This window comes from Sphingobium sp. AntQ-1 (genome assembly GCF_028538045.1).
In the GTDB taxonomy this organism is placed as follows: Bacteria; Pseudomonadota; Alphaproteobacteria; order Sphingomonadales; family Sphingomonadaceae; genus Sphingobium; species Sphingobium cupriresistens.
The window spans coordinates 1,694,764-1,720,380 of record NZ_CP117158.1; the positions used below are offsets into that span (position 1 = coordinate 1,694,764).

Below are 25,617 nucleotides of genomic sequence, written 5' to 3' on the forward strand. Positions count from 1 at the left end.
CTCTTGAAAGAGAGGTGCGTATGTCAGAGCGGCTCAATGGTACTCACGGGGTTGCCGGTAAACCCGCGTTGCGCGATAATATGCCCATGCATGGCACTGCCAATGAGGGCATGGGGCGGCCGCAATCATCAACTCGATCGGATGGTCGGGCGGGCGCCGAAGCGCAGGAGGCGTACAAGCGTTTGGAACTGTTATTGCGGGAGACGGTACACCGGTGCACCAACGACCTCCAACTGGTCGTCAGTCTGCTCTCCCTCCAGGCGACACGACTGAAAGATCGGGAAGGACGCGCCGCCCTTGAGGATGCGGCGGAACGGATAGCTATTCTAGCCCGAGCGCGGGCCGCCACGTCGGAAGAGGAACAGTCCGCGCTGGCGACCGCTTTGCGTCAGGTTTGCGAGGCGTTGCAGGCGCATGCGGAGCTGAGATCCGTTTTGATCTCGCTCGAAATAGGTGATGGCTGCGACGAGGTTGCTTCGCCGTTAGTCACGCCGATCTGCCTGGCCGTGAACGAACTTGCGACCAACGCGATTAAACATGCTTTCGAGGCGAAGGGTGGCAAGATTACCGTGGTCGTTCGACGGCGTGACGATGATGTCGTCGTACAGGTCGATGATGATGGCCTGCCGTTCCTCGATGCCGCTCCATCAGACGGGCATGGACTAGGCCTTGGTCTTGTCCGCCGTCTTGTGTCGTCATGTGGCGGGAAATTTCATCAGCCACCGTCGGGATCGAAGACATTCGAGATTGTCGTACCCAGCGGCCAAAACGCAAGCTAGCGTTCAAGCTCGATTGGATGCAGGCGCATCGATCGACAGCATCACGATCGTAAAAAGGAGAGCGCCCGTCTCGTTGGTGACTTCCACTCGATAGTCGCGTCCATCCCAAAGTACATCAGGCTCATCATGCATTACAGCACCGGCAAACCGGATCGCAGCCTTCCGTGCCGCGGCATCGTTCGGCAATTCAGTGCCTTCCTGGTCAAAGTCGCGCCCGCCATCAACGGTATGAAAAAAAGTAACGAGGCATCGCCTTCCCCATTCGGTAATAGATTTCAGATGAAGGGCCGCCCGCCTGTGACAGCGACCGTGGCACCCGTCGTGTAGCTGGACTCGTCGCTTGCCAGCATCACATAGGCTGAAGCCAACTCGCGGGGCTGGCCGGCGCGACCGAACGGGGTGTTTTTCCCGAAATTCTTCACGGCCTCCGGCAGCATGGTCGAGGGAATAAGCGGCGTCCAGATCGGGCCGGGCGCTACGCAATTTACCCGGATTCCCTTGTCGGCCAGCAACTGGGCAAGGCCCATCGTGAAATTCTGGATAGCGCCCTTCGTCGTTGCATAGGCAAGGAGATGGGCATTGGGCTGATCGGCATTGATCGACGTCGTATTGATGATCGAGGCCCCGGGCGCCAGGTGCGGCTCCGCCGCTTTGACAAGATAGAACATCGCATGAATGTTCGTGGCGAATGTCTGCTGCCATTCCTCGTCTGAAATGTCCCCAATCTTTTCAAAGCTCGCCTGATGGGCGGCGTTGTTGACGAGGATATGTAAATCGCCCAACTCTTCGAGTGCGCGATCGACGATCAATCGACAATGGTCGGCATCGCTGATGTCGCCAGGCACCAGCACCGCCTTGCGACCCGCCTCCTCGACCCACTTCGCCGTTTCTCGCGCATCTTCGTCTTCATTGAGATAGGAAATGAGGATGTCGGCACCCTCTCGCGCGAAAGCGATCGCAACGGCGCGCCCGATGCCGCTGTCGCCACCCGTGATGATCGCCGTCTTGCCGCTTAGCTTACCCGAACCCTGATAGCTCGTTTCGCCGTGGTCAGGGCGTGGATCCATAGGCTCGGTCAGGCCCGGCATCGATTGCTGTTGCTCTGGCTGGGGTGGTCTTGGGTCGGTCATGGTGCGCAGTCCAAATCTGTTGGGAGCAAGATTTCAACACGCAAATGCCCAATGGGTTCAACGCGATCAATCCAGTCCAATCTGACCTAAGCAGCGCTCATGCTGACGCAGGAAGCCAGGCCCGCTCAATCCCAAGGATATTGGGTGCTTGCGTAATTGTATCGGCCTTTCATGGGTCGGAGTGGTCGGGAGCGCCGGCGAACGCTGCTGCCAGTTCATCGAGCCAGACTGCTGCGGTTCCATCGGATGGTGCCCGCCAGTCTCCGCGCGGCGATAATGCCCCGCCGGATGAAACTTTGGGTCCGTTGGGGATTGCCGATCGCTTGAACTGGCTGATCGTGAAGAAGCGAAACAGGAAATTTTCAAGCCAGCGCCGGATCGATGACAGATCGTAGGAGATTTTGGCATTGTCGGGATAGCCGGGCGGCCATTCCCCCGCACCGGCATCGTGCCAGGCCTGCCAAGCCAGAAATGCCACCTTGGAGGGCGGCAGCCCGACGCGCGCCACATGGTGAAGGAAGAAATCATTGAGGGCATAAGGTCCAACCTTGCTCTCCGTGCTCTGCAGTGCGCCGCTGGCGTCGGCCGGGACAAGCTCTGGAGAGATTTCAGTGCCGAGGATAGCAGTCAGAACCGCGTCCGTGGCGGAATCGAATTGCCCTGTGGAAACGCACCAGCGTATCAGATATTGGATAAGCGTCTTGGGAACCCCGCAATTGACGGCGTAATGACTCATCTGGTCGCCCACACCATAGGTGCACCAGCCCAACGCCAGTTCGGACAGGTCACCGGTGCCGATGACGAAACCGCCGTGGCGGTTGGCGAGCCGAAACAGATAGTCGGTGCGCAGCCCCGCCTGCACATTTTCGAAAGTGATGTCGTATAGTGGCTCACCAGCAGCGAAGGGATGCTTCATGTCGGAAAGCATCTGGTGTGCAGCGGGACGGATATCGATCTCCTGGGCCGTTATGCCAAGCGCTTTCATCAGTGCCCAGGCATTCGATCGAGTCTCTTCACCGGTCGCGAAACCCGGCATGGTAAAACCAAGGATCGTCGAACGCGGGAGACCCAGCCGGTCGCATGCCTTGGCGGCCACGATCAGCGCATGCGTAGAATCGAGCCCGCCTGAAACGCCGATGATCAGATGCTTACCCGAAGTAGCTCGAAAGCGGGTGATCAGACCTTGCACCTGGATGTTGAACGCTTCGTAGCAGTCGGCATCCAACGCCATCGCGTCCGCGGGGACGAACGGAAAGCGCCGTTGCGGACGGTACAGACCCGAACGGTCGCCTTGGGCTACCCAGGAAAACTTTACGTGGCGGAACCGCTGTTCGGGGTGGCCGCATGCCGTGGCTGTATCATTGAAAGTTCCGTTGCGCATTCGTTCGAGCCGCAGACGCTGAACATCGATATCGGCCAGTGTAAGCTCCGGGTCGTCCCCGAAGCGCTTCGATTCCGCTAACAATTCCCCCAGTTCGTGCACCATTGCCTGCCCATCCCAGGCTAAGTCCGTCGTGCTTTCTCCGGGGCCTGCCGCAGAATAGGCATAGGCGGCCAAGCATCGCGCCGACTGTGAAGCCGACAACATATGCCGATCGCGCGATTTGCCGATGGTGATGTTCGACGCCGAGAGATTACACAGGATCAGCGCGCCCGCCAGCGCGCCCATCGTCGAGGGGGGCAGGGGCGACCAGTAGTCCTCGCAAATCTCGATATGAAAAATGAAGTCTGACTTCTCCTTCGCCGAAAAGATGAGGTCAGTGCCAAAGGGCGCTTGGCGGCCGGCAAGCTCGATATCGAGATCGGTCAAGCCTGCGCCGGACGCGAACCAGCGCTTCTCATAATATTCGCGATAATTGGGAAGGTAGCTTTTCGGGACCACGCCCAAAAGCTTTCCCCGGCCGATGGCCAAGGCCGCATTATAGAGCCGTCCTGCACGCCGAACAGGAGCGCCAACAAGCAGGACAGGTAAGTCGAGGCTTGCCTCGATCAGCTTGCCGATCTCTGTTTCCACGCGGTCCAGTAGCGCATCCTGCAGATGCAGATCATCGATCGCGTAGGATGATAGGCACAGCTCTGGAAACAGGACGATGTCGGCACCTGCCAATGCCGCTTTCCGCGCTAAGTCTAGGATTGCATTGGAATTGCCCCCTACATCGCCGACACTTGCAGTCGGCGTTGCCACTGCAAGGCGGATCAATCCATGCTCATCGATCAAGGCGAAGCGATCAGGCGTCACGCACGGCGTCCGTCATCATATCTAAGGCCACCGTTACGGATGCGATCCGAATGGGTCCACGGCCTACGGCACCGAAATGCTTCACCCTATGTCCTGTCGTTCCGTTTCTGCGGGTACAGGCAAAATGGACAACCCCTTCTTCTCCCCCGTCGTTGGTGGGACCTGCATAGCCGGTGATCGCAAGCGAAATGTCGGCGGCTGACTGCCGAATGGTGCCCTGCGCCATTGCAATAGCGACCTCACGACTGACGGCGCCGCACACATCAATCTGATCCCTCGCGATGCCGAGCAATTCACATTTGGCTTCTTCGCTATAGACAATGAAGCCACGCTCGAAGGCGTGGCTCGCACCCTCGACGTCGGTAAGCAGAGAGGCGAGTAGGCCCCCCGTGCAGCTTTCCGCCGTCGCAATCTTTAAACGGGCGTCGCAACAGGCACGAAGAAGCTTGGAGGCTGCGTCTTCGACCGCAGTCGGCAAGACAGGGGACAGAGTTTCTGCCGGGCTATGAGACACGTTCCCACTCCGCTCACTTACTTGCGCCGTTAACCGCTTAGATAAAAGTTCGTTCCTGTTGACATATGCTGGGCGATCCCGGAACCGCCGCAAGCATGTCGGCAAAGAGTCGATTTCTACCTGCAAACGGGGATCAGGTCCGCCCTTCCAGACGCTGGACCTTATCGGCAAAATCCTCAGCAACGATGGGTTTGGTGATCACCCCGACGACCCGGTCGGCATATAAATTCGCGATGTCCTGCTGGCCGGTCACGAAGATCGACGGAATTCCTCGTTCCTTGAGCCATGCAGCCGCATCGGGTCCGGTGCGTCCATCAGCCAGATCGATATCCACAAGCGCGCCATCTATGTTGGTCGCGCCAGGGTCAGCCGTCAGTTGGGAGAAGCTATCGGCAAAACCCGCCAGAACATGGCCTGCATCCTCAATCAGATGTTCGATATGAAACACGATCAGGGGATTATCTTCGATGCAATAGATCCGCAGTGGCTTGCGAACGCCGATGGTGTCTGATGTCATAAGCCCGAAACGCTGTCTGGTGCCTCCGAGTTGCAGGCGACGCGTCCCAATGGTCCGGTAATCTCACATCGAAGGCCTTCGGTCGCGAACATGATGTCGGGTTTGGTACCGAACAGGCCACCGAGAGCCGCACGTAGATAGCGCGTCCCATAGCCGGAGCGCGACGGCGCGACGACAGGCGGTCCATCCGTTTCCTGCCACAAGACAGACAAGTCAGGACCCAGGTCCGGCAGTATGTCCCAATGGAACGCAACTCGGCCGTTCGGCACGGACAACGCACCATATTTGATCGCGTTGGTCGTCAGTTCGTGCAGGCAGAGTGCCAGTGTTGTACCCGCCTCGCGTGTCAACATGACTGACGGGCCGGAGGCGTCGATCCGGCTGACCCCCATCTGCCGATACGGGTCGAACGTGAGCCGTGCGATCTCGGCGATCGAGATCGCCTCCCCCTTGGCCTCGAAGACGGCGGAATGTACGTTTGACAGTGCGGTCAGCCGGGCACCGAAATCATCCGCAAGCGCGTCCACACTCGTCGCGCCGCGGCGCGTCATTTCAAAGATTGAAAACACGCTCGCCAGGATATTCTTGACCCGGTGGTTCAGCTCCCTGCGGAGTTCGATCTCGCGCTCGATATGATCGCGCACTTCCCTCTGCCGCATTCGCGCCAGCAGCGCCGACTGGATGCCGCTGACCAGTTCGACTTGGGTGAGCGGGCGCTGATAGAAAAGCTGGCGCGACCGTGGCCATGCCGCCGCCAGCTGTCCACGGATTCGACTGTTCGGCGACGCGCGGTCAAGCAGGACCACGATCGGCATTTCGGACCATGGGGGCTGGGCGTTCAGATGCCGGGCGACGATATCGATGAGGGTCGGGGTCAATGCTTCATGGGTCGTCACGAACACGCCTGGCCCAGCCGCCAGATACCCCGTCAGTTCGTCTGCCGAGATGCAGGTCGCGACAGCCATGTCATATTCGGCGAGTAACTGACCCAGATAGGCCGCGTCCCGTCGATACGGCGCCAGAATAAGGACCTGGTCCAGCGCACCCGGCTCGACCAGATCGCTGCCACTCATGCCGTCGGCAGCGGATTGAACGGGACGACCCTGACGCCGTCGCTTTCGATCAACAATTCATGAACATTCAGGTCATGGGGGCCATGGCGTTTCTTGACGACGGTGATGTTGCGCCGCAGACGGCCATCATCTTCCATGATCCGCAGCAGGAGTACGGTATCGCCCAGGAAGCTCACATCGACATCGATACCGACATTCTGGCCGAGCAGACCGTGCTGGGCGACGATCAGCATTGTCAGAACGCCCGACCGCGCGAGATATTTGAGGAGAGACTGAATGTCTCGTACAGCCTTCTCGCGGTGCGGCAACGAGTTGAGGTAGCCTGTGAAACTGTCGATGACCACGACGCGGGTCTTGAAATCCTTGACGATCGACTGTGCAATCTGGGCGAATTCACCGGGAGATATCTCGTTGGGATTGAAATCCCGGATGATCAGCTGACCGTCTTCATGAAACTGCCGCAAATCCATGCCGAGGCCTTCCGATCGCCGAAAGAAGGTCTCCAGGCGTTCCTCGAACAGGAATAGCGCCACCGTTTCGCCCCGTTTGAGCGCTGCGGTTGCGTAGAGCGAGGCCATGGTCGATTTGCCGGTCCCGGACTGGCCGATGACCAGAGTGGTTGTGCCCGATTCCTGGCCGCCGCCAAACATGTCGTCGAGCGCATCGACGCCCGATTTAATTAGCTGCGGCTTGCGGGTATCGACGGCTTCGCCCGGAATGATCCGGGGGAAAACAACAACGCCTTCGCCTTCCCGGATCGCCATGTCGTGATAGCCGTCGGCAATCGGCACGCCGCGCATCTTGCTGACCTCGATCCGCCGTCGCACGGAGCCATAATCCTGCAACGACTTGTCGAAGCGGATGACGCCATGTGCAATCCCTTCGACCTCTTCTCCGTTGGGCGCTGCCTCATTGGTCTGGGTATCCAACAGGAGCGCGACGACCTTGCGCTGCGCGAGGAACGCCTTGAAGCCGAGCAGTTCGCGGCGGAACCGCGGTGTATCGCCCGTGATGAGCCGGATCTCCAGCAGCGAATCATAGACGAGGCGGTGTGGCTTATGCTCCTCGATCGCCAGCTCGATCGCCTGGCGCGTTTCGTCGAGGCGGAGTTCGGCGGTCTGGAATATGGTCTGATCGGCCGCGCCATTGATGGCGTCGGATGCGGACAGTTCCTCGATCCGAATGCCGTCCAACGTCCAGCCATGGGACAGGGCGATCGATTTCAGCTCAGCAGCAGTCTGGGAAAGGCTTACGTAGATGCATCTTTCCCCTGCTTCTACGCCTGCGCGCAAGAACTGCAGAGCAGCTGTCGTCTTGCCCGCGCCGGGCGCGCCCTGAAGCATATAGAGGTTGGATGCGGGCAGGCCGCCGCGCAGGATTTCATCCAGTCCTGCGACGCCCGTTGCAACCACAGGCTGGGCTTTGCGCTTGCTCACATATGTCTCCTCGTTTGGCATCGGATCGCACAATCGCCCCTGATTTGCCAGTACGATGGAGAAGGGTTCTCGCGCCTTCGATTAGAACATGGAAGTCTTGTCGCGTTAAGCCGGACGGGATCTCCTTGTCGTTATCCGAACCGGCGAGAAAGGAGATTTTGGGTGACACGGATCAGATGAACGGGTCGGCTCTACCTTGCGTGGCACATCCATGTCCTGCGGCCTGTCTTTGACACAAAGTAAGCGGCCATGACGACATATGTTTGCGGGAGTCGCGCCACGACGTTCCGGGGCTTCTAGAGAGCTACTCCGAAAAATAAGGTCAGGTAGGGCGGGTTCTGGTCCAATGACCAACTGGGTGCCAAGGCATGGGTAGCCGAATGTCCAAACCTGAGCAGCGAAATCGTTGCCCAGTTTCAGATTAGGTCTGGCTAGCCAGAATAACGGACATTTCACACCTAGTGACGATAAATCAGCCGAAGGTCCGGAAAAGGTCGGCTTGTGCTAAAGGATTACCCTTATGTCAGCCAGTTTGCTGCCTTTTCAAGAACTCCACGATAGGGCTGGCCCTCTATGTTTCGCCTTCCCGCCTTGACTTGTCCGCCTCGTCGATCATCTCGCGCACCTTGCCGGCGATGGCTTCTATGCCAAAGGGCTTGGTGATGACGTGCATGTCCTGACCCAGCAGGCCGTTGCCGACCACGGCATTTTCCGCATATCCCGTGATGAACAAGATTTTAAGATGCGGTCGGTGCACTCGCCCGGCGTCGGCTACCTGACGACCGTTCATTCCTCCGGGCAAACCAACATCGGTGATGAGAAGGTCGATACGCAAGTCGGACTGGAGCACTTTGAGTCCGCTCGGACCGTCCGCCGCCTCGATAACATGATAGCCGCCATCGGTGAGGACATCGACGATGAGCGAGCGAACCGAAGCCTCGTCATCGATGACCAGCACCGTCTCGCCATGGCCACCAAGCTCCAAACATAGCGACTCGCCTTCCTCCTCCGTTTCGGCCACGGCGCCGGTATGGCGGGGGAGATAAAGGCATATGGTCGTGCCGACGCCCACCTCGGAATAGATTCGCACCTGACCGCCCGATTGGCGCGCGAAGCCATAAATCATCGACAGCCCCAGGCCCGTCCCTTCGCCGAGCGGTTTGGTCGTGAAGAAGGGGTCGAAAGCGCGGGCGATCACATCGGGTGTCATGCCGGTCCCGGTATCGCTCACGCAAAGTGATACATATTGACCTTGCGGCAGTTCGCGTTCGCGCGCCATGCGGTCGTCAAGCCACTTATTAGCCGTTTCAATTGTCAGCCGACCGCCGTCCGGCATGGCATCCCGCGCGTTGATGCACAGGTTCAACAGCGCGTTTTCGAGCTGGTAGCGATCCACCAATGTCGTCCACAGCCCGCCCGACCCGACGACTTCGATTTCGACCGAAGGACCAACAGTGCGGCGCAGCAGGTCTTCCAAGCCGGAGACCAGCCGATTTACATTGACGGGCGTAGGATCGAGCGTCTGCCGGCGTGAAAAGGCGAGCAGCCTCTGGGTTAGCGCGGCAGCGCGTTTTGCCGCGCCCTGCGCCGTCTCGAGATAGCGGCTGATCGCCTCCAACCGGCCTTGCGAAATACGCAGCTCCAGCAGTTCGAGATTGCCCAGAATGCCGGCCAGCAGATTGTTGAAGTCATGGGCGATGCCGCCGGTCAACTGCCCGACCGCTTCCATCTTCTGGCTCTGGCGCAAAGCGTCTTCGGTCGCGGCGAGCGCCTCGGCCGCTTCGGTTTCAGCCGTGATGTCCCGGCCGAAAAGATAGAGCAGGCCGCCCTCAGGCACGGTGGTCCAAGCGAAGCGATGGTGGCTGCCATCCTGCGCCCGAAAGACGCTTTGGGATTCTATGACGGTCGCATCGGGCCGCGAAAGTTTCGCCAGTCTCTTGCGCGCGGCGTCCTGCTCCTCGGCCACGAACTCCAGGATATTGCGCCCGACCGTATCGGCCTCGACCCATCCGAGCACTTTCGTCCAGGATGGATTGACTGCATTGATGACGCCTTGCGTCGTCGCCACCACCTTGACGACGGGCGAGATCGCCCAGATCCGTTCCCGGTCGCGGGCAAGCAGGCGTTCCTGGGTTATGTCGCGCGCAACGGCATGAATGCGGCCGGCATCGGGAACGGCGTTCCAGTCGAGCAGCCGATAGCTGCCGTCCCGGCAGCGATAGCGATTCTCGAACAGGAGGGTAGTAACGCCCTTCGCCAGCTTTGCGACCTCCCTTGCCGTGCTGCGCAAGTCGTCGGGATGGACGAAATCGGCCAGGACCTGACCGACCATCTCATCTTCCTGCCATCCCAGGAGCCGCGTTGCCGTTGGGTTGACCGACCGGATCACGCCGTCGAAATCACACACCAGCATCAGGTCCTGACTAAGCGACCAGAGCCGGTCACGGTCGCGCCGCTGGGCCGAGACAGCATCGATCGTGGCAAGCGCGCCGGCGATCTGCACCGCGATGAGGCTGGCGAAATCGCGGGTGGCTTCATCAAGCAGGCGATAGGGATTCAAGCCGAGAATGAGCGCGCCGATGGCCCGCGCCTCTCCGGGCTGTTCGACCGCAAGGATCAACGCTTCACGCGGCGGTATCTGCCACGGTCCGGCTGGTAGGTTTCGCCCGAAACCGTCGAGCGCGATGACCGTCTGCTTCTCACCCTGTTCGACCGCGGCAACGGGCCACCGTGTCGCGTCGCCAGCGGCAGGATGGGGGCTGTCGGGCAGATCGAACAATATGAGGTCGGCGAAAGGAAAGTCCCGGCTGTCACTGCCGAAATAGGCACGAACCACCTCCCCCACGTCCGACCGGCTCTGCGCCCTGAGCAAGGCTGCGGCCAGATCGTTGAGCTGCTTGATCCGTCGTTCACTGATGACCCTGTCCGTCTCTTCGCGAACGACGCACATAAGGCCTTCTACGGCGCCGTCTCCGCCGACGAGTGGGCTGTAGGAGAAGGTGTGGTAGGTTTCTTCCGGATAGCCATTGCGCTCGAGGAACAAAAGCAGCTGCTCGTCCCACGTCGCGACGCCGTCGCGCATGACCGACACGATGCGATCCTCGACGTCCTCGAACACTTCCTTCCAGACCTGCGACATGGGCTGGCCCAGCGCGGTGGGATGTTTTGAACCCAGCGTTGGAATGTAGGCATCATTATAGAAGAAGGTCAGATCTTCCCCCCAGCCAAGCCACATCTCGAACCGCGACATGAGCATGAGCCGGAGCGATGCTTTCAGGCCTTCAGGCCACTGTTCTGGGGAACCTAACCGGGTTTTCTCCCATTCATGGGCACGCATGATGGCGCTCATCCTGGAATCACCAGGAAAAATCTCAGACATGCGGTCGGTCATGTTCCCCCAAACTACTGGTCACGAGACGGTGGCGTAACCCTAATGACTGCCTTTGCCTTAAGTTCCTCCAGCGCGGCGCTTTGCCCGCTGGACCGAGGGATATTGGCCACCATACCTTATCATTGCATTCTTGTTCTTCGCTGTGGGGGAGGCAATTCCCGCGCTGACCAAGCAGATCCTGCGCGCCCGACCAAGCATATTCCCAAGCGCTTGTTCGCCGATTGGCACATAAACCGGGCCTTGCCCTTAAGCCCACGATAATTCCTACTAACCAATGTTAATTTCGGCGTTTTTCGTCTGTGACGGACAATCAAAATTGGAACGAGCCGCCAAGAACCGGGTTGATCGGTCTATTGCCATCGTCAGCCAGGAGAGCCGCATGAGCGACACGCTTGTCCCGCCGCGCGAAGATGACGCGCCGATCACCACGTCAAAGCAGCGTAATGCCGTCGATGACGCGACAGCCAGCTTTGTCGAGGACAAGGGAGATGCGCTGATCGGCAAGACTGTCACGATCAACCGATCGCGCGCGGAGCTTTTCGCCTTTTGGCGCGACTTCTCCAATCTTCCGCGCTTCATGGAAAATCTCGTTTCCGTCGAGAAGCTCGATGATCGGCGGTCCCGGTGGGTTGTAAAGGCACCGGCCGGAAAAACGGTCGAATGGATCGCTGCGATAACCGGAGAGAAACAGGACGAATTCATCGCCTGGGCCTCGGAAGACGGCGCGGATGTTCCCAATAGCGGGCGCATCGATTTTCACGATGCACCCGGCGGGCGCGGCACCTGGGTCAGAGCGACGATCCTCTACGATCCGCCAGCCGGCATCATCGGCAAGGTCATCGCTACCATGTTTCAGCGCGAGCCCGCCATTCAGGCGCGGCGGGAGCTGCGCCGTTTCAAGCAGCTGATGGAGACCGGCGAGGTGGCGACTGCGGCTTGGACCCGTAAGCAGATGGAAGAGGAGCAGGCCTGATGCGCGCTTTGACCTGGCATGGGAAGCATGACGTGCGCGTCGATACCGTCGACGATCCGGAAATCCTGAACCCGCGCGACGCGATCATCAAGATCACATCGACCGCAATCTGCGGCTCCGACCTTCATCTCTATGACGGCTATATCCCGACCATGAAGGCGGGCGATATCCTTGGCCATGAATTCATGGGCGAAGTTGTCGAGACTGGCCCCAAATCGACACTGCGAAAGGGCCAGCGCGTCGTGGTGCCTTTCACCATCGCGTGCGGCAGCTGCTTCCATTGCAGCAAGCATCAATATTCGGCATGCGACAATGGCCTGCCAGCGGACAATCAGGATATTGCTCAGGCCGCCTATGGCCAGCCCATGTCGGGACTGTTCGGCTACAGCCATATGACCGGCGGCTATGCAGGCGGCCAGGCCGAATATGTACGCGTGCCTTTTTCCGATGTGGGACCGATCGTCGTTCCCGACGGGGTCGACGACGACAAGGTGTTGTTCCTCTCCGACATCTTGCCGACCGGCTGGATGGCCGCGGAAAATGCGGAGATCGAGCCCGGCGACACCGTGGCCGTGTGGGGCTGCGGCCCGGTCGGGCTGTTCGCGGTGCAGTCGGCTTTCCTGATGGGTGCAGAGCGCGTCATCGCGATCGACCATTTTCCGCACCGGCTCGACCTTGCGAAGAAGTTCGGCGCGGAGACGATCAATTTCGAAGAATCGAAGACCTATGAGGCGTTGATGGAGATGACCGGCGGTATCGGTCCGGACGCCTGCATCGACAGCGTGGGCCTTGAGGCGCACGGATTTTTTGCCGATAATGTCTGGGATCAGATCAAGGTCTCGACCTTCCTCGGCACCGACCGCACCCATTCGATCCGCCAGGCGATCCTCGCCTGCCGTAAGGGCGGGCGTGTCTCGATGCCGGCGGTATATGGTGGGTTCGTCGATAAATTCCCCTTGGGTGCCTTCATGGAAAAGGGCCTGACGCTCAAGACCGGCCAGACCCATGTTCAGCATTATATGCCCGGGCTGCTCAATGCGATCATGGAGGAGAAGATCGACACGACCTTTCTCATCTCGCACCGCATGCCGCTCGAACAGGCGGCGGAAGGCTACCGGCTGTTCCACGACAAGCAGAACGAAGTGACGAAGATCGTGCTGAAGCCGGGCATGGACCTGGCGCAGGCGACCTGACCCTTATCCCATAGGAGACTAGCTCATGCGTTCTTTCTTCCTTTTCACCGCAAGCGCTTTGCTTCTTGCCGGGTGCAATAGTCCCGACACATCCGATAACCAGGTCGGAGCGAATGCCATTTCCGCCAATAGCGCGTCGGAAATGGCCGATCGGGGCGTAATGGCAGACCCTGTGGCCACGCCGACCGATGCGTCTGGCTATCTTGCCAAGGCGGGTGCCGGCGACATATTTGAAATCGAATCGTCCAAAGCCCTGCTAGAAAAGAGCAAGGACGCCAAGCTGCGCGAATTTGCGCAGATGATGGTGAAGGCCCATCAGCAATCGACAGCGAAGGTCAAGGCCGCGGCAGCTGAAGCCAAGCTCACCGTGGCACCGCCAAGCCTCACCCCGGACCAGCAGAAGATGCTCGACGAGATCAAGGCTGCCTCGGCCGATACGATCGTTGCCATCTATATCAAGGATCAGAAGATCGCGCATGATGCCGCGCTCGCCCTACACGAGGGCTATGCCAGCGGCGGAGATACGCCGGCGCTCAAGCAGGCAGCCGCGCAGATCGCACCTGTCGTCAAGGAGCATATCGCCCATCTTGCGGCGTTCCCTGCCAAGTAAGGAGAAACAATCATGAGCAAATTCGCGCTCATCACCGGCGCTTCGACCGGCATAGGTTTCGAGCTGGCGCATCTGGCGGCCAAGGATGGCTATGATCTGCTAGTTGTCGCAGACGAGCCGCTGATCAATGCATCGGCGGAGGATTTCAAGCAATATGGTATGCAGGTGCAATCGGTCGAGGCGGACCTTTCCACTCTGCAAGGCGTCGATCAACTGCTCGCCGCGACCGATGGTCGACAGATCGATTTGCTCTGCGCCAATGCGGGTCGCGGCCTGGGCCATGGCTTTCTCGATCAGGATGTTGCCGACTGGCGGCGGGTCATCGATACGAACGTCATGGGTACGATCTATCTGCTACAGAAAGTGCTGAAACAGATGGTCGCCCGCGATGACGGCAGGGTTCTCATTACCGGCTCTATCGCTGGCTTCATCCCGGGTAGTTTCGAGGCGGTTTACAACGGTACCAAGGCCTTCATCGACAGTTTTGCCGATGCGATCCGCAACGAGATCAAGGAGAGCAAAGGCGTAACGGTCACGACTCTTATGCCAGGCCCCGTCGAAACGGAGTTTTTTGCGCGAGGAGATATGCTCGACACCAGCGTGGGCGCGTCGGACAGCAAGAGCGATCCCAGGGATGTGGCCAAGGACGGCTGGGACGCGCTGATGGCCGGTCATGCGCACATAGTGTCGGGCTGGAAGAACAAGGTGCAGGCGGCGGTCGCCCATGTGACGCCCGCAGCGGTTCTTGCCGAGCAGCACCGCAAGATGGCCGAACCCGGATCAGCAAAGGCGCAATAGGCAGAGGAACGAGCCGTGACCGCCCATACACGGTCTCAGGACGTAACCGAGCATGGCAATGCCGGAGGCTTGAGGCGCACAGGCAGTCGCGGCCCTGCAGCTCACCAGCCTATGGGGCGGGATGCAGTCATGATATTTTTCGGGCGGTAGGGCGCGGCGGTGGCTCCGACCATTTCAGCCATGGCGACTGACGATATGCCATTTTGGTCGTCTCCATTATCGCGCGAGAACGACATCTGTCGCGGAGCGTTGTTCTTCATGGCCGTTTCTCGAGGGTGATGAAGAGGAGAACGTTCATGAAGAAATATGCGTATGGCTGGATTACCGCCCTTTTCTTTCTTGTGTCGATTGCCGGCCACTGGATTTTTGGTTGGTATGCATTTGTCGAGGAAGCGCGCGAGCATCATCAGGTCGCGCAGGTCAGCAGCTATCTCGTCGAGATGGGCCGGGATACTTTCGAAAACTGGCAGTCGGAATTCCTGCAGCTTATCTGGCAGGTCGTTGGTCTGGCGTATTTCCTTTATATCGGCTCACCGGCGTCCAAGGAAAATGACGACCGACTCGAAGCGAAGGTGGATGAGTTGATGAAGCTTGTCGGCGGTACGGAGGCCGAAAGGCTGATCGCCACAATCGATGATCGCTATCTTCGGACCCATGGCCACGCAAAGCCGCACGCCCATGATGTAGGACACGAGTGAGACCTCGGCATTAGGCGATAGATGGCCGGATGTTTGTTGCGAGTCGTTCGCTTGGAACAACGAGCGGGTGCTCGATTTTTTGTCAGGAGCGGAGCAACAGGAGGACGTTATGGCGACCGATACATTCACCGACGCGATCGCATTGCTGAAAGCTGACCATCGCAAGGTCGATGAGCTGTTCGATCAGTTCGAGGCGACGAAGGCGGCAACGAAGAAGCAGCAGATCGCGCGCCAAATCTGTACCGAACTCAAAATCCATACTTCGATCGAAGAGGAAATTTTCTATCCGGCGTTTCGCGGGAAAATCGAGGACGATACGTTAGACGAGGCCTATGTCGAGCATGATGGTGCCAAGGTGCTTATCAACGATATCGAAGCGGGTTCAGCGGAGGATGATTTCTACGCTGCCAAGGTCAAGGTGCTGTCCGAGGAGATCAAGCATCATGTCCATGAGGAGGAAATGCCGTCGGAGGGCATGTTCGCTCAATGTCGCAAGACGGACGTCGATCTCGTCGCCCTGCGCGACCAGATGATGGCGCGCAAAGAAGAGTTGATTGCGCTCGCCGAGAGCTCCGGACTGCCAGCGGCAAAGCCAAGCGTCGTTAATCCGATCCCTGCCTGATGCAGACATGTCCGGCCGCCTTCTGACGGTCGGACATGTGGCTTCTCCGGTTACGTTCGCAACAGTGGTCAGTATCATGGCGGTGCTCACTCCGCTGGTGAACGTCGTCTTCTGGTTCGGGCGACAATTCCTGGATACAGTTCCCGCAAGAGATCAAGCATGACAGCAGATCTTCCGGTGGCGCAGCGTAACGAGTTGATTTCGCAGCCACGTCATGGACTTACGAAGTTGCCATAAGAGACGGCGCTGGGTTCTCGCGAAAGGATATGTCCGCCCCAGGATGGGCGCGCATTCGTCAGCAGCGAAAGAAGCCAGTCATTGCGCCTGCTTCTCCGGTGACCGGATCACGCCTGGGATCGGGCAACGCGTGCATCCGCGCTTGCGCCGCCTCATCGGTCGCTTCGCGGCAAATGTCCCACGCCTGCCCCTCGGGATAGGCGCCGACCACCTGGAAATCGTCGCTCGCCTCGAAGGCACGATGCCCGGTCCCGGTCGGGAGCATCACGGCATCGCCAGCGGTCACCGCGACCCGTTTCCCACCCGATCCTCCCAACTCAAGGGTCGCCTCCCCGGCGAACACGCCCAGGACCTCGTGCGCAGTCGAATGATAATGATGATAGTCGAAGATGCCATCGCGCCAGTCCGGCGGCCAGCCATGACCTTCGAACAACGCCTCGAACGCTTCGGCGAGCGCACTGCCTTCACCGCCCAGCACGTTGCGATAGAGGACAACAGGCAACCTCGCGTTGTTGGGAACCCAGCCATTTCCAGCGAGCATGAAGGTCTCAATGTGCATCAGTCAGCGCCCTTCTTCGCGCGTTTGCGTTTCGGTTTGTCCACAAGCTCGATCCACACCGGCGCATGATCGCTGGTCTTCTCCCAACCGCGGACATAGGCGTCGACTTGCGCATCAGTCAGCCGGTCGGCAAGCAGCGGGCTGAGCAGCAGATGATCGATCCTAAGGCCGGCATTGCGGCCATAGGCGTTGCGGAAATAATCCCAGAACGTGTAGATCACTTCGTCCGGGTGCATGGTGCGCAAGGCGTCGGTCCATCCCTGTCCCAATAGACGGAAATAAGCCTCGCGCACTTCAGGCGCGAACAGCGCGTCGTCGAGCCATCGCTCGGGTTTGTAGACGTCGAGGTCGGTGGGCATGACGTTGAAATCGCCCATCAGCATGACCGGCAGGCCGCTGGTGAGGAGCCCGGCGGCATGCTCGATCAATTGCTCGAACCAGCGCAGCTTATAGTCGAACTTGGGCCCCGGACTCGGGTTGCCGTTCGGCAAATATAGTCCGCCGATCAGGATGCCGTTGACCGCAGCCTCGATATAGCGGCTCTGGGCTGGATCGGGATCACCGGGAAGCCCGCGACGCGTCTCATGGATCTCGCCGACCCGGCTGAGCAGCGTGACGCCGTTCCACGATTTCTGCCCATGCCAGATTGCGTCATAGCCAACGTCACGTATCGCACTTTCGGGGAACCGCTCCTGCGGCGCCTTGAGTTCCTCCAGCACGACGATGTCGGGCTCGGCTTCTGCAAGCCAGCGCAGCAGCACCGGCTGCCGGCCGTTGACGCCGTTCACATTATAGGTCGCGATCTTCACAGGTCCGGCAACACCTGATCGGCGCGCCCCCAGCCAGCGAGCGCCTTCGAGCCGGCACGCTTGACCAGTTCGATCCCATCAAGGATCGACCAATGCGAGGGTTTGTCGATCGTCTCCATTTCCTTCCACGTGATCGGCACTGCGACCGGGGCGCCCTCGCGGGCGCGGGCGGCATAGGGCATGACTGCGGTTGCCCCCCGCTGGTTGCGCAGATAATCGACGAAAATGCGCCCCTTGCGCTGCGCCTTTGGCAAGGCCGCGGCGAAATTCTTGGGGTCTGACTGTGTGACCGCCTGCGCCAGTCGGTGGGCAAAATCCTTGACTTCAGGCCACTCGGCCTGTGGCACCAAAGGCGCGATCACATGCACGCCTTTGGTGCCGGTCAGCATCGGGAAAGTTGCGAGGCCGATCGATTTGAGGATGTCGCGGAAGTGGAAAGCCGCGGTGCGCACTGCCTCGAAGTCGAGCCCGACATCGGGATCGAGATCGAATACAAGCCGGTCGGCCTTTTCGACATCCTCGATCCGCGCACCCCAGCCATGAAACTCGATTGTGCCCATCTGCACGCAGGTCAGCAGACCATCGGCAGTGTCGATATACAGATAGGGCTCGTCATGCCCGTCCTTCTCACGAATGGCGACATGCCTGACCGCATCTCCGAAGCTGCCCGCGTCATGCTTCTGGAAGAAGCATTTCTTGGCCCGGCCCTGTGGGCAGCGCACCAGACTGATCGGTCGCGAGCCAGCGAAGGGCAGCAGGATCGGCGCGACCTGCGCATAATAGTCGGCCAGCTAGCCCTCGGTGAGCTTGCCCTCAGGGAAGATCACCCGTTCGCGACTGCTGATCGTCACGGAAGATCTCGCCATGGCGACCGTTTCAACGGGCGCCTCGGTCTCGATAACGACCGCTTCGGGCTTCTTGTCTTCGCGCATGCCGAGATAGGAGGGATGCCGCAGCGTTCCCTCATCGGTCATCTCCGTAAAGGCGATCTCGGCGACCAGCCGGGGCTTGATCTAATGCGCTCCGCAGACATCCGCGCGCGGCGCCTTCACGGTCGGTGCGTCCTGCCGAGCGGACCCATGACCGCCATCAGGTCGATGATTTCCTGGGTGTCGAAGCCGGTACCGACCTTGCCGGCATAGCGCAGCACGCCGTCTTCATGAACGCCCAGGATCAGCGAGCGAAACAGCCGAGATTTATCCGATGGGGTCCAGCCGACCACGACGAATTCCTGGCGGCGGATGCACTTGGTCTTCAGCCACCCGCCCGAGCGCGATCCGACATAGCGACCATCGATCTTTTTCGAGATCACGCCTTCGAGATTGGCATCGCAGAACTGGTGGAGCAGCTTCTCGCCATCGCCGACGATATGGTCGGAATAGCGCAGACGGTCGCCACCCTTGGGCAGGATCTTCTCGAGCCGCGCCTTGCGCTCTGTGAGCGGCAATTGCGTGAGATCCTCGCCATCAAGTTCGAGCAAGTCGACTGCACAATAATCGATATCCGCAGGCGCCCCTTTCAGAGCATTCTGCAGCGCCTGAAAGCTCGACCGGCCATCGGCATCAAGCACGACTGCCTCGCCGTCGATCAGCGCGGAGGCAACCTTGAGTTTGCTGGCCGCCTCGACCAATCCTGCGAATTTCTCCTACTAGTCGAGCCCCGAGCGTGTATAGGCAACCGCTGTGCCCCCGCCCACCGCGAGCAACACGCGGTAGCCGTCATATTTCATCTCGTGGAGCCAGCGTGTTCCGGTTGGCACGGTATCAACCAGGGTCGCCAGCTGGACCGGCCGAAACGGTGGTGGACCGGCGGCAGCGCCACTTGTGGCGGTACGCAACGTCGGCTTGTCGCTCTGCGCCGCGTTCACCCGCGCCATGATGGAATGTCTTTCGTCCACATACCTAGTAAAATTCCTGCGGCCGCGACTCGTTCCGGCGCTGGCGAGACTCGCTTCATCGCCCGGCACCGGTGGTCAGCCGCCGCCGGGAAACCAGATCTACCGTGCGGCGTTGGGACAAACAAATAACAGCTTGCAGGAGATATAGGATGGCAGACGACAAGACATTGCGCAGCCCACAGGACAGCTCGCTGATCGCAATGGGCGAAGATTATGAGGTCGCATACTGGACCGATAAATTCGGAGTCAGCCGTGAGGAGTTGGCGGATGCGGTAAAGGCAGTTGGTAACAGCGCTGAAGCAGTCTGGCAGCATCTGAAGCAATAGTGCCTACCCAACCCGTGACAACCGGTCTGGATATTGCCATCAGTGCGGTCGATAAGCCAAGATGACGGTATTTGACCGTGTTTGTCTCCATGTGCTCATGGTCCATGCCAACCGTCTCACACGTCTCGCGCACAAACCAGAAGCCGAGTCTGGGCGACTAATCGCATCACTTTGCTAAACCCATAGTATATGGTCATCAAGGACCCGGGACGGCTGACGAAGCAACGATTTTAAATCCATCCATGCGACGGGCCGAACCGCATCGAGTATCCTGAGAGTAGCGAGCTCGCCGATCTCGCCACCGCTTATTCCAAAGCCCGCAAGTTGCTCGCCATCTGTGGGCCACAGCGATATTCGAAGGCCGCGATATTGCAGTCACGCCCTTCGGGCGACCTGCAATTCGCTCCCGGCAGCAAAAGGTTCTTCATCAACAAGCTGTTGAAACCGGCAATTCAATGAACACCCAAATCCAGCTGACCAGTGTTCTACGCTACGGCACCCGTTCGGTAGGGGTTCGTATATCGACCGTCTCGCGGCGACGGATACGACTACGAAGGTCAATTCGATGGCCCTGGAAGATAGAGCGGTGCTTTTACTGCAATCCCACAGGCTTGTTCAGAATAATACCGCGGCCCCGGGCCTTCCCGCTCATCTACGCGTTTGGTGTCTGACGGGGCAGCAGGCAGACGGTGCCCGTTCGGGCAAGTACGAAGAGGAGTATCAATGGGTGACATAGCGGGATGGATCGCACTTGGCGCAACATGCCTGGCGGCCCTCATGACAGCATCGAACCTGGGACCGCGTGTGACTGGATGGGGGTTTGTTGTCTTCACGTTCGGCGCGATCGCGTGGATCGTCGTTGGCGTGGCCACGGACCAGACCCAGTTGCTCTGGAGCAATATCTTTCTTGGGGTCGTGGACCTGTTCGGTATCTGGCGCTGGCTAGGCTGGCAGACGCGGATCAGCGACACGGTCGAAGCGGAGCAGAACCGCAGCGAGACCGAAAGCGGGGAGACCCTGCTCGCTTTCTCAAAACTGGAAGGCATGCTCGTCATCGGTTCGGACGGATCGATCGTAGCCCATGCCGTCGATGCGCTGGCGGCCTGTTCGACCGGCCACTTTTCGCATCTCATCATTGCCGAAGGCGGTGTTGCCGGCGTCGGCGAAACGCTGCGCAAGCTCCCTTGGGACAAAGTCAAGATGGTGGGCGATACGCTCGTGACCGACCTGGACTCTGCGCGCATCCAGCGGCTCGAAAGTTTAGAAGCAGCATAGGGCATGGCGCCGAACCAAGAACCCGCCGCGTCGGCACCGTCCGGCGTTTGCTTAAATCCCGTCGATGTCCTGGTCGTTGGCGGCGGGCCGGCAGGCCTCACCGCTGCGATCTACCTAGCACGCTTCCATCTCAAGGTGCGTGTGGTTGATTCCGGTCAAAGCCGCGCAGCGCTGATCCCGCGCACCCGCAACCATGCCGGCTATCCTGGCGGAATTCCTGGGGTGAAGCTCCTTGGCCTGATGCGCGAGCAAGCTGCGGAGTTCGGCGTTACCGTCGAGGATGAAACGGTCGAGGCGTTGCAGATCAATGGCGACGTTTTCCATGCGCGATGCAAAACGCAGTCTATCGCCGCAAGCGCCGTCCTGCTGGCCACCGGCGTCGTTAACAACCGGCCTGAGATGGATGATGCATCGCATCAGACAGCCTTGCAGCAGGGTCTCCTGCGATATTGTCCGATATGCGACGGCTATGAGATCACGGATCGAAAGGTTGCCGTGATCGGCACCGCGACGCATGGCTACAACGAAGCGATGTTCCTTCGCACGTACACGCGCGACGTTGCGCTAATAGCGCCGGATGCGGCCCATGCGTTGACCCCGGAGGAACGCGCTCGGCTGCAAGCCGCGGGCGTCGCTATGATCGACGGGCCTTGTGGTCCGCTTGCGCTGTCAGGAGACGCCATCCTCATCCCAACTCCATCGGGCCTTGAAAGGTTCGACAGTTGCTACCCCGCCTTGGGGTCGGTCATTCGCTCAGAACTCGCGATCGCGCTGGGCGCCGAAGCAACCGAAGACGGCTGCCTGGTCATCGACCGGCACCAACGCACGACGGTTTCGGGCCTTTATGCCGCCGGCGACGTCGCGAAAGGATTGGATCAGATCAGTCATGCCATGGGAGAAGCCGCCGTCGCCGCAACGACCATCCGCAACGACCTGGCGGACAAGGCTCGCTTGCTTCGGTAGGCATCGCCTCATTCATGGGACGGAATGCAAGCATCAAGTGCCATATCTTCGCAGACTGATGCCCGATACGACGCTCACCGGGCAGAGGATCTCATGGAGCCGCGTCTCAACGGGCCGAGAGCCTACGGGCCAGAACGCCTTTGTCGTCTTCCTTCGCGATGGAGGATAGCGGGCAGAAGATCTGCTATTCTGGCTGCGGATATTGGCACACCAAGGGCGCGCATTTAACCTATGTAAGTGAAATAGTTTGGCTCGCCTCAAACATCATCTATTTTGCTCATCACCCGCAACCGTATCCCAAGTTGCAGGTTTGAAGTGGTCGGAGGCACGGCTTGTCTCATGGAGCGCGCGCCACCACCGTTTCACAAAAGGGAGCTTCTCATGGCCAAGAAACCAGCTGCACCTCGGAAAGGCGTTATTCCAGCCGACATCGCTCCTGGTGCACCGATGTCAGGAGAATCTCCCCAGAAGGCCTCTCTCATTCCCGCTGACGCGGCCGTTTCCGAAAGCTTTGCCGAGCCACAGAGTGATGGTGGCGAAACGCACCAGACAGCGGAAGGCGACATCGCGGTGCTCACCACGCAGCAGGGCGTCCCGGTCGCAGACGACCAGAACAGTCTCAAGCAAGGGGCACGCGGGCCAGTGCTGCTGGAGGATCCGCACTTCCGCGAGAAAATCTTTCACTTCGATCATGAGCGCATCCCTGAGCGCGTGGTCCATGCCCGCGGCTATGGCGCACACGGCTTTTTCGAGCTCACAGACAGCCTGGCCGACGTCACCCGCGCAGACATCTTCCAGCGTGTCGGCGAACGCACCCCCGCCTTCGTGCGCTTCTCGACGGTCGCCGGATCGAAGGGATCATTCGATCTCGCCCGTGATGTTCGAGGTTTCGCCGTCAAGCTATACACCAAGGAGGGCAATTGGGATCTGGTCGGCAACAACATTCCCGTCTTCTTCATTCAGGACGCGATCAAGTTCCCGGATCTCATTCACGCAGCCAAGCCCGAGCCCGATCGCGCCTTTCCGCAGGCGCAGACGGCGCACGACAATTTCTGGGACTTCATCACCCTGACCCCGGAAAGCATGCACATGGTCATGTGGATCATGTCGGATCGCACGATACCCCGCTCCTTCCGCACGATGGAGGGGTTCGGCGTGCACACCTTCCGTCTCGTCGATGCCGAGGGCAACTCAACCTTCGTCAAGTTTCACTGGAAGCCTAAACAGGGACTGCAGTCGGTGCTCTGGAACGAGGCCGTCAAGATCAATGGCGCCGATCCGGACTTCCATCGTCGCGACCTCTGGGATGCCATCAACGGCGGCGATTTCCCTGAGTGGGAGCTTGGCGTGCAATTGTTCGATCAGGCGTTCGCGGACAGCTTCCCGTTCGATGTTCTTGATGCAACGAAGATCATCCCAGAAGAGATCCTGCCGGTGCGCGTGGTCGGCCGACTCGTTCTCGACCGCGTCGTCGATAATTTCTTCGCGGAAACCGAGCAGGTCGCCTTTTGCACCCAGAACGTCGTACCCGGGATCGACTTCACCAACGACCCGCTGCTGCAGGGGCGCAACTTCTCGTACCTCGACACCCAGCTCAAGCGGCTCGGCGGCCCAAATTTCACGCACATCCCAATCAATGCGCCCAAGTGCCCGGTCGCCCACTTCCAGCAAGACGGGCACATGGCGATGACCAATCCACGTGGTCGGGTGAACTATGAGCCCAACAGCTGGGGTGCCACGATCGGCGGCCCGCGGGAGGATCCGGTCCGCGGGTTCACAAGCTTCGCGGCGACTGAGGATAGCGCCAAACTGCGGATCCGGCCGGAAAGCTTCGCTGACCATTACAGCCAGGCGCGCCTCTTCTATATCAGCCAGCTCCCGATCGAGCAGAAGCATATCGCCGATGCGCTCGTCTTCGAGTTAAGCAAGGTCGAACGGCCCGACATACGTGCCCGGATGGTCTCACACCTGCTCAATATTGACGAGGGCCTTGCCGCCACGGTGGCGGATGGCCTTGGCCTGCCCCAACTTCCTGCGCCGGCTCAGGCGGCCCGGCCGACCATCACCGATCTGCCGCCCTCCGACGCCCTCTCCATCGTCAAGAACGGGCCGCCCAGCTTCAAAGGTCGTAAGCTTGGCATTTTGCTTAGCGACGGGGCCGATGCCGGCTTGTTCAACGGCCTGGTGAAAGCGATCGATAAGGTCGGCGCGATCTATGAGGTGATTGCTCCAAAGATCGGCGGGGTTAATCTTTCGGACGGCACGAAGTTGGCCGCCAAGCAGAAAATCGACGGCGGGCCCTCCACTCTGTTCGACGCGGTGGCCGTTGTCGTTTCGGACGAAGGCGCTGCATTACTCGCGACCGACGCTGCCACGCAGGACTTCGTGCGCGATGCCTTCGGTCACTGCAAATATATCGGCCTGACCAAGGAAGCCCAGCCGATCTTCCTCAAGGGTGGCATCGCTGACGATCTTGACGAAGCCTGCCTCGCGCTTGCGACCGCCAAGGACGCGGCCGCCTTCGTGGATGCGATCGCTGGTCTGCGCTACTGGCCGCGGGAGCTGAAGGTCGATCTCGATGCCAAGTGAGGCAGTAGGTGGCCCAGCCAACGACGATCAGGCGCCTCCGCCACTGCCCTCGCCAGAGCGCATCCAGGAGTTGCTGTTCGATGCGGCGCGGCTAGGCCGCGACGACATGATCGCCCCGCTTTTTCAGGCGAGCGCCGACATCGCGGCGCTGGACCCGAAGGGTTACACGCCCTTGATCCTCGCAAGCTATCACGGGCATGAAGCCACGACCGCGGCGCTTTTGGTGCAAGGCGCGCCGGTCGATCAACAGGATTGCGTTCGCGGTAACACGGCGCTCATGGGCGTTGCATTCAAGGGATATACGCAGATTGCCGCACTGCTGCTCGACGCCGGTGCCAACCCCCACGTCACCAATTCGGCGGGTCAGACGGCATTGATGATGGCGGCACTCTTCGGCCATAGCGCGATTGTCGATCTGTTGATCGATCGTGGCAGCGATCCTCATGTTCAGGATGCCGCGGGCAATAGCGCGATCTCGATGGCGGAGACACAAAGCAACGAATTGATGGTCGCGCGGCTTAAGACCAGGCATCGCGTACTCGCGTGAAGTGAGGCGGCCACCAGTGTGTAGCAGCGCGTCCCGCATAAGTTGATCGACGCGGCGGTCCTCCGTCACCGCAGTAAGAGCCCGTCATGAAAGGCCACGGGTCCAGTGCCGTTAGCGCTGCCGCTTTGGCGCTGCACGCCGAAACTGAGAAAGGGCTTGCGGCCGATTGCGATGCTGAGCCTTGGCGATCAATCCGTTGATGTCAGAGCCGGTCATGATTTCCTCTGGCCGATCATCCGGCGCAACAGCGGTCCCGACAGCGGAGGCATTGCCTTACGGCTCGCCCACTGCTGGGGCGGTTGCGCGTGCATCCGCCGGACCTGCAAGCCATAGGGTGCCCTACTCGCCCTGGGCGTTGCAAGTGCGATCGGATCCCCGCAAGTGTGCTCCGCTCCAACCGCGACGCGCTCGAAATAGTACGCCTCACCATAGTGCTGACGCT

At 59.9% G+C, this 25,617-nt stretch carries 25 protein-coding genes; 12 read left to right on the plus strand and 13 right to left on the minus strand.

The annotated features are described in order from the left end of the window. Nucleotides 1–20 precede the first annotated feature (20 nt). Nucleotides 21–779: an ATP-binding protein gene (locus sphantq_RS08420; protein ID WP_272800016.1), complete on the plus strand. Its 759-nt coding sequence runs from the start codon at nt 21–23 to the stop codon at nt 777–779. 3 nt (nt 780–782) lie between these two features. Here the strand turns inward: sphantq_RS08420 and sphantq_RS08425 are convergent, their stop codons facing one another. From sphantq_RS08425 to sphantq_RS08460, 8 genes are all read right to left on the minus strand, one after another. Further along, complete coding sequence (locus sphantq_RS08425) at nt 783–965, minus strand: DUF6894 family protein (protein WP_272800017.1); 183 nt, start codon at nt 963–965, stop codon at nt 783–785. A gap of 89 nt (nt 966–1,054) precedes the next feature. Beyond that, nucleotides 1,055–1,909 (minus strand): SDR family oxidoreductase, encoded by an 855-nt coding sequence (locus sphantq_RS08430; protein WP_272800018.1) that lies wholly within the window; start codon nt 1,907–1,909, stop codon nt 1,055–1,057. A gap of 169 nt (nt 1,910–2,078) precedes the next feature. Next, nucleotides 2,079–4,148, minus strand: a complete 2,070-nt coding sequence (locus tag sphantq_RS08435) for an NAD(+) synthase (protein WP_272800019.1) — start codon at nt 4,146–4,148, stop codon at nt 2,079–2,081. After that, entirely contained in the window at nt 4,138–4,662 is a 525-nt protein-coding gene (locus tag sphantq_RS08440; RefSeq protein ID WP_272800020.1) for a CinA family protein, read from the minus strand. The genes sphantq_RS08435 and sphantq_RS08440 overlap by 11 nt, the downstream gene beginning before the upstream one ends. A gap of 133 nt (nt 4,663–4,795) precedes the next feature. Then, a complete protein-coding gene (locus sphantq_RS08445; protein ID WP_272800021.1) occupies nt 4,796–5,179 on the minus strand; it encodes a response regulator in 384 nt (127 codons plus the stop codon). After that, on the minus strand, nt 5,176–6,252 hold the full coding sequence (locus sphantq_RS08450) for a sensor histidine kinase (RefSeq protein ID WP_272800022.1): 1,077 nt from the start codon (nt 6,250–6,252) through the stop codon (nt 5,176–5,178). Before sphantq_RS08450 ends, sphantq_RS08445 begins: the two co-directional genes overlap by 4 nt. Next, a complete protein-coding gene (locus tag sphantq_RS08455) occupies nt 6,249–7,688 on the minus strand; it encodes an ATPase domain-containing protein (RefSeq protein WP_120251143.1) in 1,440 nt (479 codons plus the stop codon). Before sphantq_RS08455 ends, sphantq_RS08450 begins: the two co-directional genes overlap by 4 nt. Before the next feature lie 571 nt (nt 7,689–8,259). Next, the gene (locus tag sphantq_RS08460; RefSeq protein ID WP_272800023.1) at nt 8,260–10,944 is read right to left on the minus strand and encodes a PAS domain S-box protein; all 2,685 of its coding nucleotides are present in this window, start codon (nt 10,942–10,944) and stop codon (nt 8,260–8,262) included. A 514-nt stretch (nt 10,945–11,458) separates the two neighbouring features. Here sphantq_RS08460 and sphantq_RS08465 point away from each other — a divergent pair. The 6 genes from sphantq_RS08465 (at nt 11,459) to sphantq_RS08490 (ending at nt 15,973) form a co-directional block, all read left to right on the plus strand. Continuing rightward, the gene (locus sphantq_RS08465) at nt 11,459–12,052 is read left to right on the plus strand and encodes an SRPBCC family protein (protein ID WP_272800203.1); all 594 of its coding nucleotides are present in this window, start codon (nt 11,459–11,461) and stop codon (nt 12,050–12,052) included. After that, nucleotides 12,052–13,245 (plus strand): zinc-dependent alcohol dehydrogenase, encoded by a 1,194-nt coding sequence (locus sphantq_RS08470; RefSeq protein WP_272800024.1) that lies wholly within the window; start codon nt 12,052–12,054, stop codon nt 13,243–13,245. The genes sphantq_RS08465 and sphantq_RS08470 overlap by 1 nt, the downstream gene beginning before the upstream one ends. 25 nt (nt 13,246–13,270) lie before the next feature. Next, nucleotides 13,271–13,855, plus strand: coding sequence for a DUF4142 domain-containing protein (locus sphantq_RS08475; RefSeq protein WP_272800025.1), 585 nt, complete (start codon nt 13,271–13,273; stop codon nt 13,853–13,855). Between the two features lie 12 nt (nt 13,856–13,867). After that, nucleotides 13,868–14,653 carry an SDR family NAD(P)-dependent oxidoreductase gene (locus sphantq_RS08480; RefSeq protein ID WP_272800026.1) on the plus strand — a complete coding sequence of 262 codons (786 nt, stop codon included), beginning with the start codon at nt 13,868–13,870 and terminating at the stop codon, nt 14,651–14,653. 296 nt (nt 14,654–14,949) lie between these two features. Further along, the gene (locus sphantq_RS08485) at nt 14,950–15,351 is read left to right on the plus strand and encodes a DUF6766 family protein (RefSeq protein ID WP_272800027.1); all 402 of its coding nucleotides are present in this window, start codon (nt 14,950–14,952) and stop codon (nt 15,349–15,351) included. Between the two features lie 109 nt (nt 15,352–15,460). Then, nucleotides 15,461–15,973, plus strand: coding sequence for a hemerythrin domain-containing protein (locus sphantq_RS08490; protein ID WP_272800028.1), 513 nt, complete (start codon nt 15,461–15,463; stop codon nt 15,971–15,973). Nucleotides 15,974–16,268: 295 nt separating this feature from the next. On the opposite strand, the gene sphantq_RS08495 is transcribed toward sphantq_RS08490, so the two are convergent. The 5 genes from sphantq_RS08495 to sphantq_RS08515 all read right to left on the minus strand — a co-directional run bounded on the left by sphantq_RS08495 (nt 16,269) and on the right by sphantq_RS08515 (nt 19,208). After that, nucleotides 16,269–16,769 carry a cupin domain-containing protein gene (locus tag sphantq_RS08495; RefSeq protein ID WP_272800029.1) on the minus strand — a complete coding sequence of 167 codons (501 nt, stop codon included), beginning with the start codon at nt 16,767–16,769 and terminating at the stop codon, nt 16,269–16,271. Then, the gene (gene xth / locus sphantq_RS08500; protein WP_272800030.1) at nt 16,769–17,578 is read right to left on the minus strand and encodes an exodeoxyribonuclease III; all 810 of its coding nucleotides are present in this window, start codon (nt 17,576–17,578) and stop codon (nt 16,769–16,771) included. Before xth ends, sphantq_RS08495 begins: the two co-directional genes overlap by 1 nt. Continuing rightward, nucleotides 17,575–18,369 (minus strand): non-homologous end-joining DNA ligase, encoded by a 795-nt coding sequence (ligD, locus tag sphantq_RS08505; RefSeq protein WP_336314449.1) that lies wholly within the window; start codon nt 18,367–18,369, stop codon nt 17,575–17,577. Before ligD ends, xth begins: the two co-directional genes overlap by 4 nt. Beyond that, on the minus strand, nt 18,370–18,552 hold the full coding sequence (locus sphantq_RS08510; protein ID WP_272800031.1) for a hypothetical protein: 183 nt from the start codon (nt 18,550–18,552) through the stop codon (nt 18,370–18,372). It abuts the gene before it with no gap. Nucleotides 18,553–18,626: 74 nt separating this feature from the next. Then, nucleotides 18,627–19,208: an ATP-dependent DNA ligase gene (locus tag sphantq_RS08515; RefSeq protein WP_272800032.1), complete on the minus strand. Its 582-nt coding sequence runs from the start codon at nt 19,206–19,208 to the stop codon at nt 18,627–18,629. Between the two features lie 416 nt (nt 19,209–19,624). Between sphantq_RS08515 and sphantq_RS08520 the strand changes: the two genes are divergently transcribed. The 5 genes from sphantq_RS08520 to sphantq_RS08540 all read left to right on the plus strand — a co-directional run bounded on the left by sphantq_RS08520 (nt 19,625) and on the right by sphantq_RS08540 (nt 25,175). Continuing rightward, nucleotides 19,625–19,801, plus strand: a complete 177-nt coding sequence (locus sphantq_RS08520) for a DUF3606 domain-containing protein (protein WP_272800033.1) — start codon at nt 19,625–19,627, stop codon at nt 19,799–19,801. 723 nt (nt 19,802–20,524) lie between these two features. After that, on the plus strand, nt 20,525–21,076 hold the full coding sequence (locus tag sphantq_RS08525; RefSeq protein WP_272800034.1) for a PRC-barrel domain-containing protein: 552 nt from the start codon (nt 20,525–20,527) through the stop codon (nt 21,074–21,076). A gap of 3 nt (nt 21,077–21,079) precedes the next feature. Next, the gene (locus tag sphantq_RS08530) at nt 21,080–22,039 is read left to right on the plus strand and encodes an NAD(P)/FAD-dependent oxidoreductase (RefSeq protein WP_272800035.1); all 960 of its coding nucleotides are present in this window, start codon (nt 21,080–21,082) and stop codon (nt 22,037–22,039) included. Nucleotides 22,040–22,420: 381 nt separating this feature from the next. After that, on the plus strand, nt 22,421–24,628 hold the full coding sequence (locus sphantq_RS08535) for a catalase (RefSeq protein ID WP_272800036.1): 2,208 nt from the start codon (nt 22,421–22,423) through the stop codon (nt 24,626–24,628). 70 nt (nt 24,629–24,698) lie between these two features. Beyond that, nucleotides 24,699–25,175, plus strand: a complete 477-nt coding sequence (locus sphantq_RS08540) for an ankyrin repeat domain-containing protein (RefSeq protein WP_272800037.1) — start codon at nt 24,699–24,701, stop codon at nt 25,173–25,175. Nucleotides 25,176–25,617 lie beyond the last annotated feature (442 nt).

Bases quoted from the DNA above. Each gene is read 5' to 3' on its own strand.
- sphantq_RS08420 (WP_272800016.1), top strand. From the start codon at position 21: ATGTCAGAGCGGCTCAATGGTACTCACGGGGTTGCCGGTAAACCCGCG.
- sphantq_RS08430 (WP_272800018.1), bottom strand. From the start codon at position 1,909: ATGACCGACCCAAGACCACCCCAGCCAGAGCAACAGCAATCGATGCCG.
- sphantq_RS08445 (WP_272800021.1), bottom strand. From the start codon at position 5,179: ATGACATCAGACACCATCGGCGTTCGCAAGCCACTGCGGATCTATTGC.
- sphantq_RS08450 (WP_272800022.1), bottom strand. From the start codon at position 6,252: ATGAGTGGCAGCGATCTGGTCGAGCCGGGTGCGCTGGACCAGGTCCTT.
- sphantq_RS08460 (WP_272800023.1), bottom strand. From the start codon at position 10,944: ATGCTCATGTCGCGGTTCGAGATGTGGCTTGGCTGGGGGGAAGATCTG.
- sphantq_RS08465 (WP_272800203.1), top strand. From the start codon at position 11,459: ATGAGCGACACGCTTGTCCCGCCGCGCGAAGATGACGCGCCGATCACC.
- sphantq_RS08470 (WP_272800024.1), top strand. From the start codon at position 12,052: ATGCGCGCTTTGACCTGGCATGGGAAGCATGACGTGCGCGTCGATACC.
- sphantq_RS08475 (WP_272800025.1), top strand. From the start codon at position 13,271: ATGCGTTCTTTCTTCCTTTTCACCGCAAGCGCTTTGCTTCTTGCCGGG.
- sphantq_RS08480 (WP_272800026.1), top strand. From the start codon at position 13,868: ATGAGCAAATTCGCGCTCATCACCGGCGCTTCGACCGGCATAGGTTTC.
- sphantq_RS08485 (WP_272800027.1), top strand. From the start codon at position 14,950: ATGAAGAAATATGCGTATGGCTGGATTACCGCCCTTTTCTTTCTTGTG.
- sphantq_RS08490 (WP_272800028.1), top strand. From the start codon at position 15,461: ATGGCGACCGATACATTCACCGACGCGATCGCATTGCTGAAAGCTGAC.
- sphantq_RS08495 (WP_272800029.1), bottom strand. From the start codon at position 16,769: ATGCACATTGAGACCTTCATGCTCGCTGGAAATGGCTGGGTTCCCAAC.
- sphantq_RS08510 (WP_272800031.1), bottom strand. From the start codon at position 18,552: ATGACCGATGAGGGAACGCTGCGGCATCCCTCCTATCTCGGCATGCGC.
- sphantq_RS08520 (WP_272800033.1), top strand. From the start codon at position 19,625: ATGGCAGACGACAAGACATTGCGCAGCCCACAGGACAGCTCGCTGATC.
- sphantq_RS08525 (WP_272800034.1), top strand. From the start codon at position 20,525: ATGGGTGACATAGCGGGATGGATCGCACTTGGCGCAACATGCCTGGCG.
- sphantq_RS08530 (WP_272800035.1), top strand. From the start codon at position 21,080: ATGGCGCCGAACCAAGAACCCGCCGCGTCGGCACCGTCCGGCGTTTGC.
- sphantq_RS08535 (WP_272800036.1), top strand. From the start codon at position 22,421: ATGGCCAAGAAACCAGCTGCACCTCGGAAAGGCGTTATTCCAGCCGAC.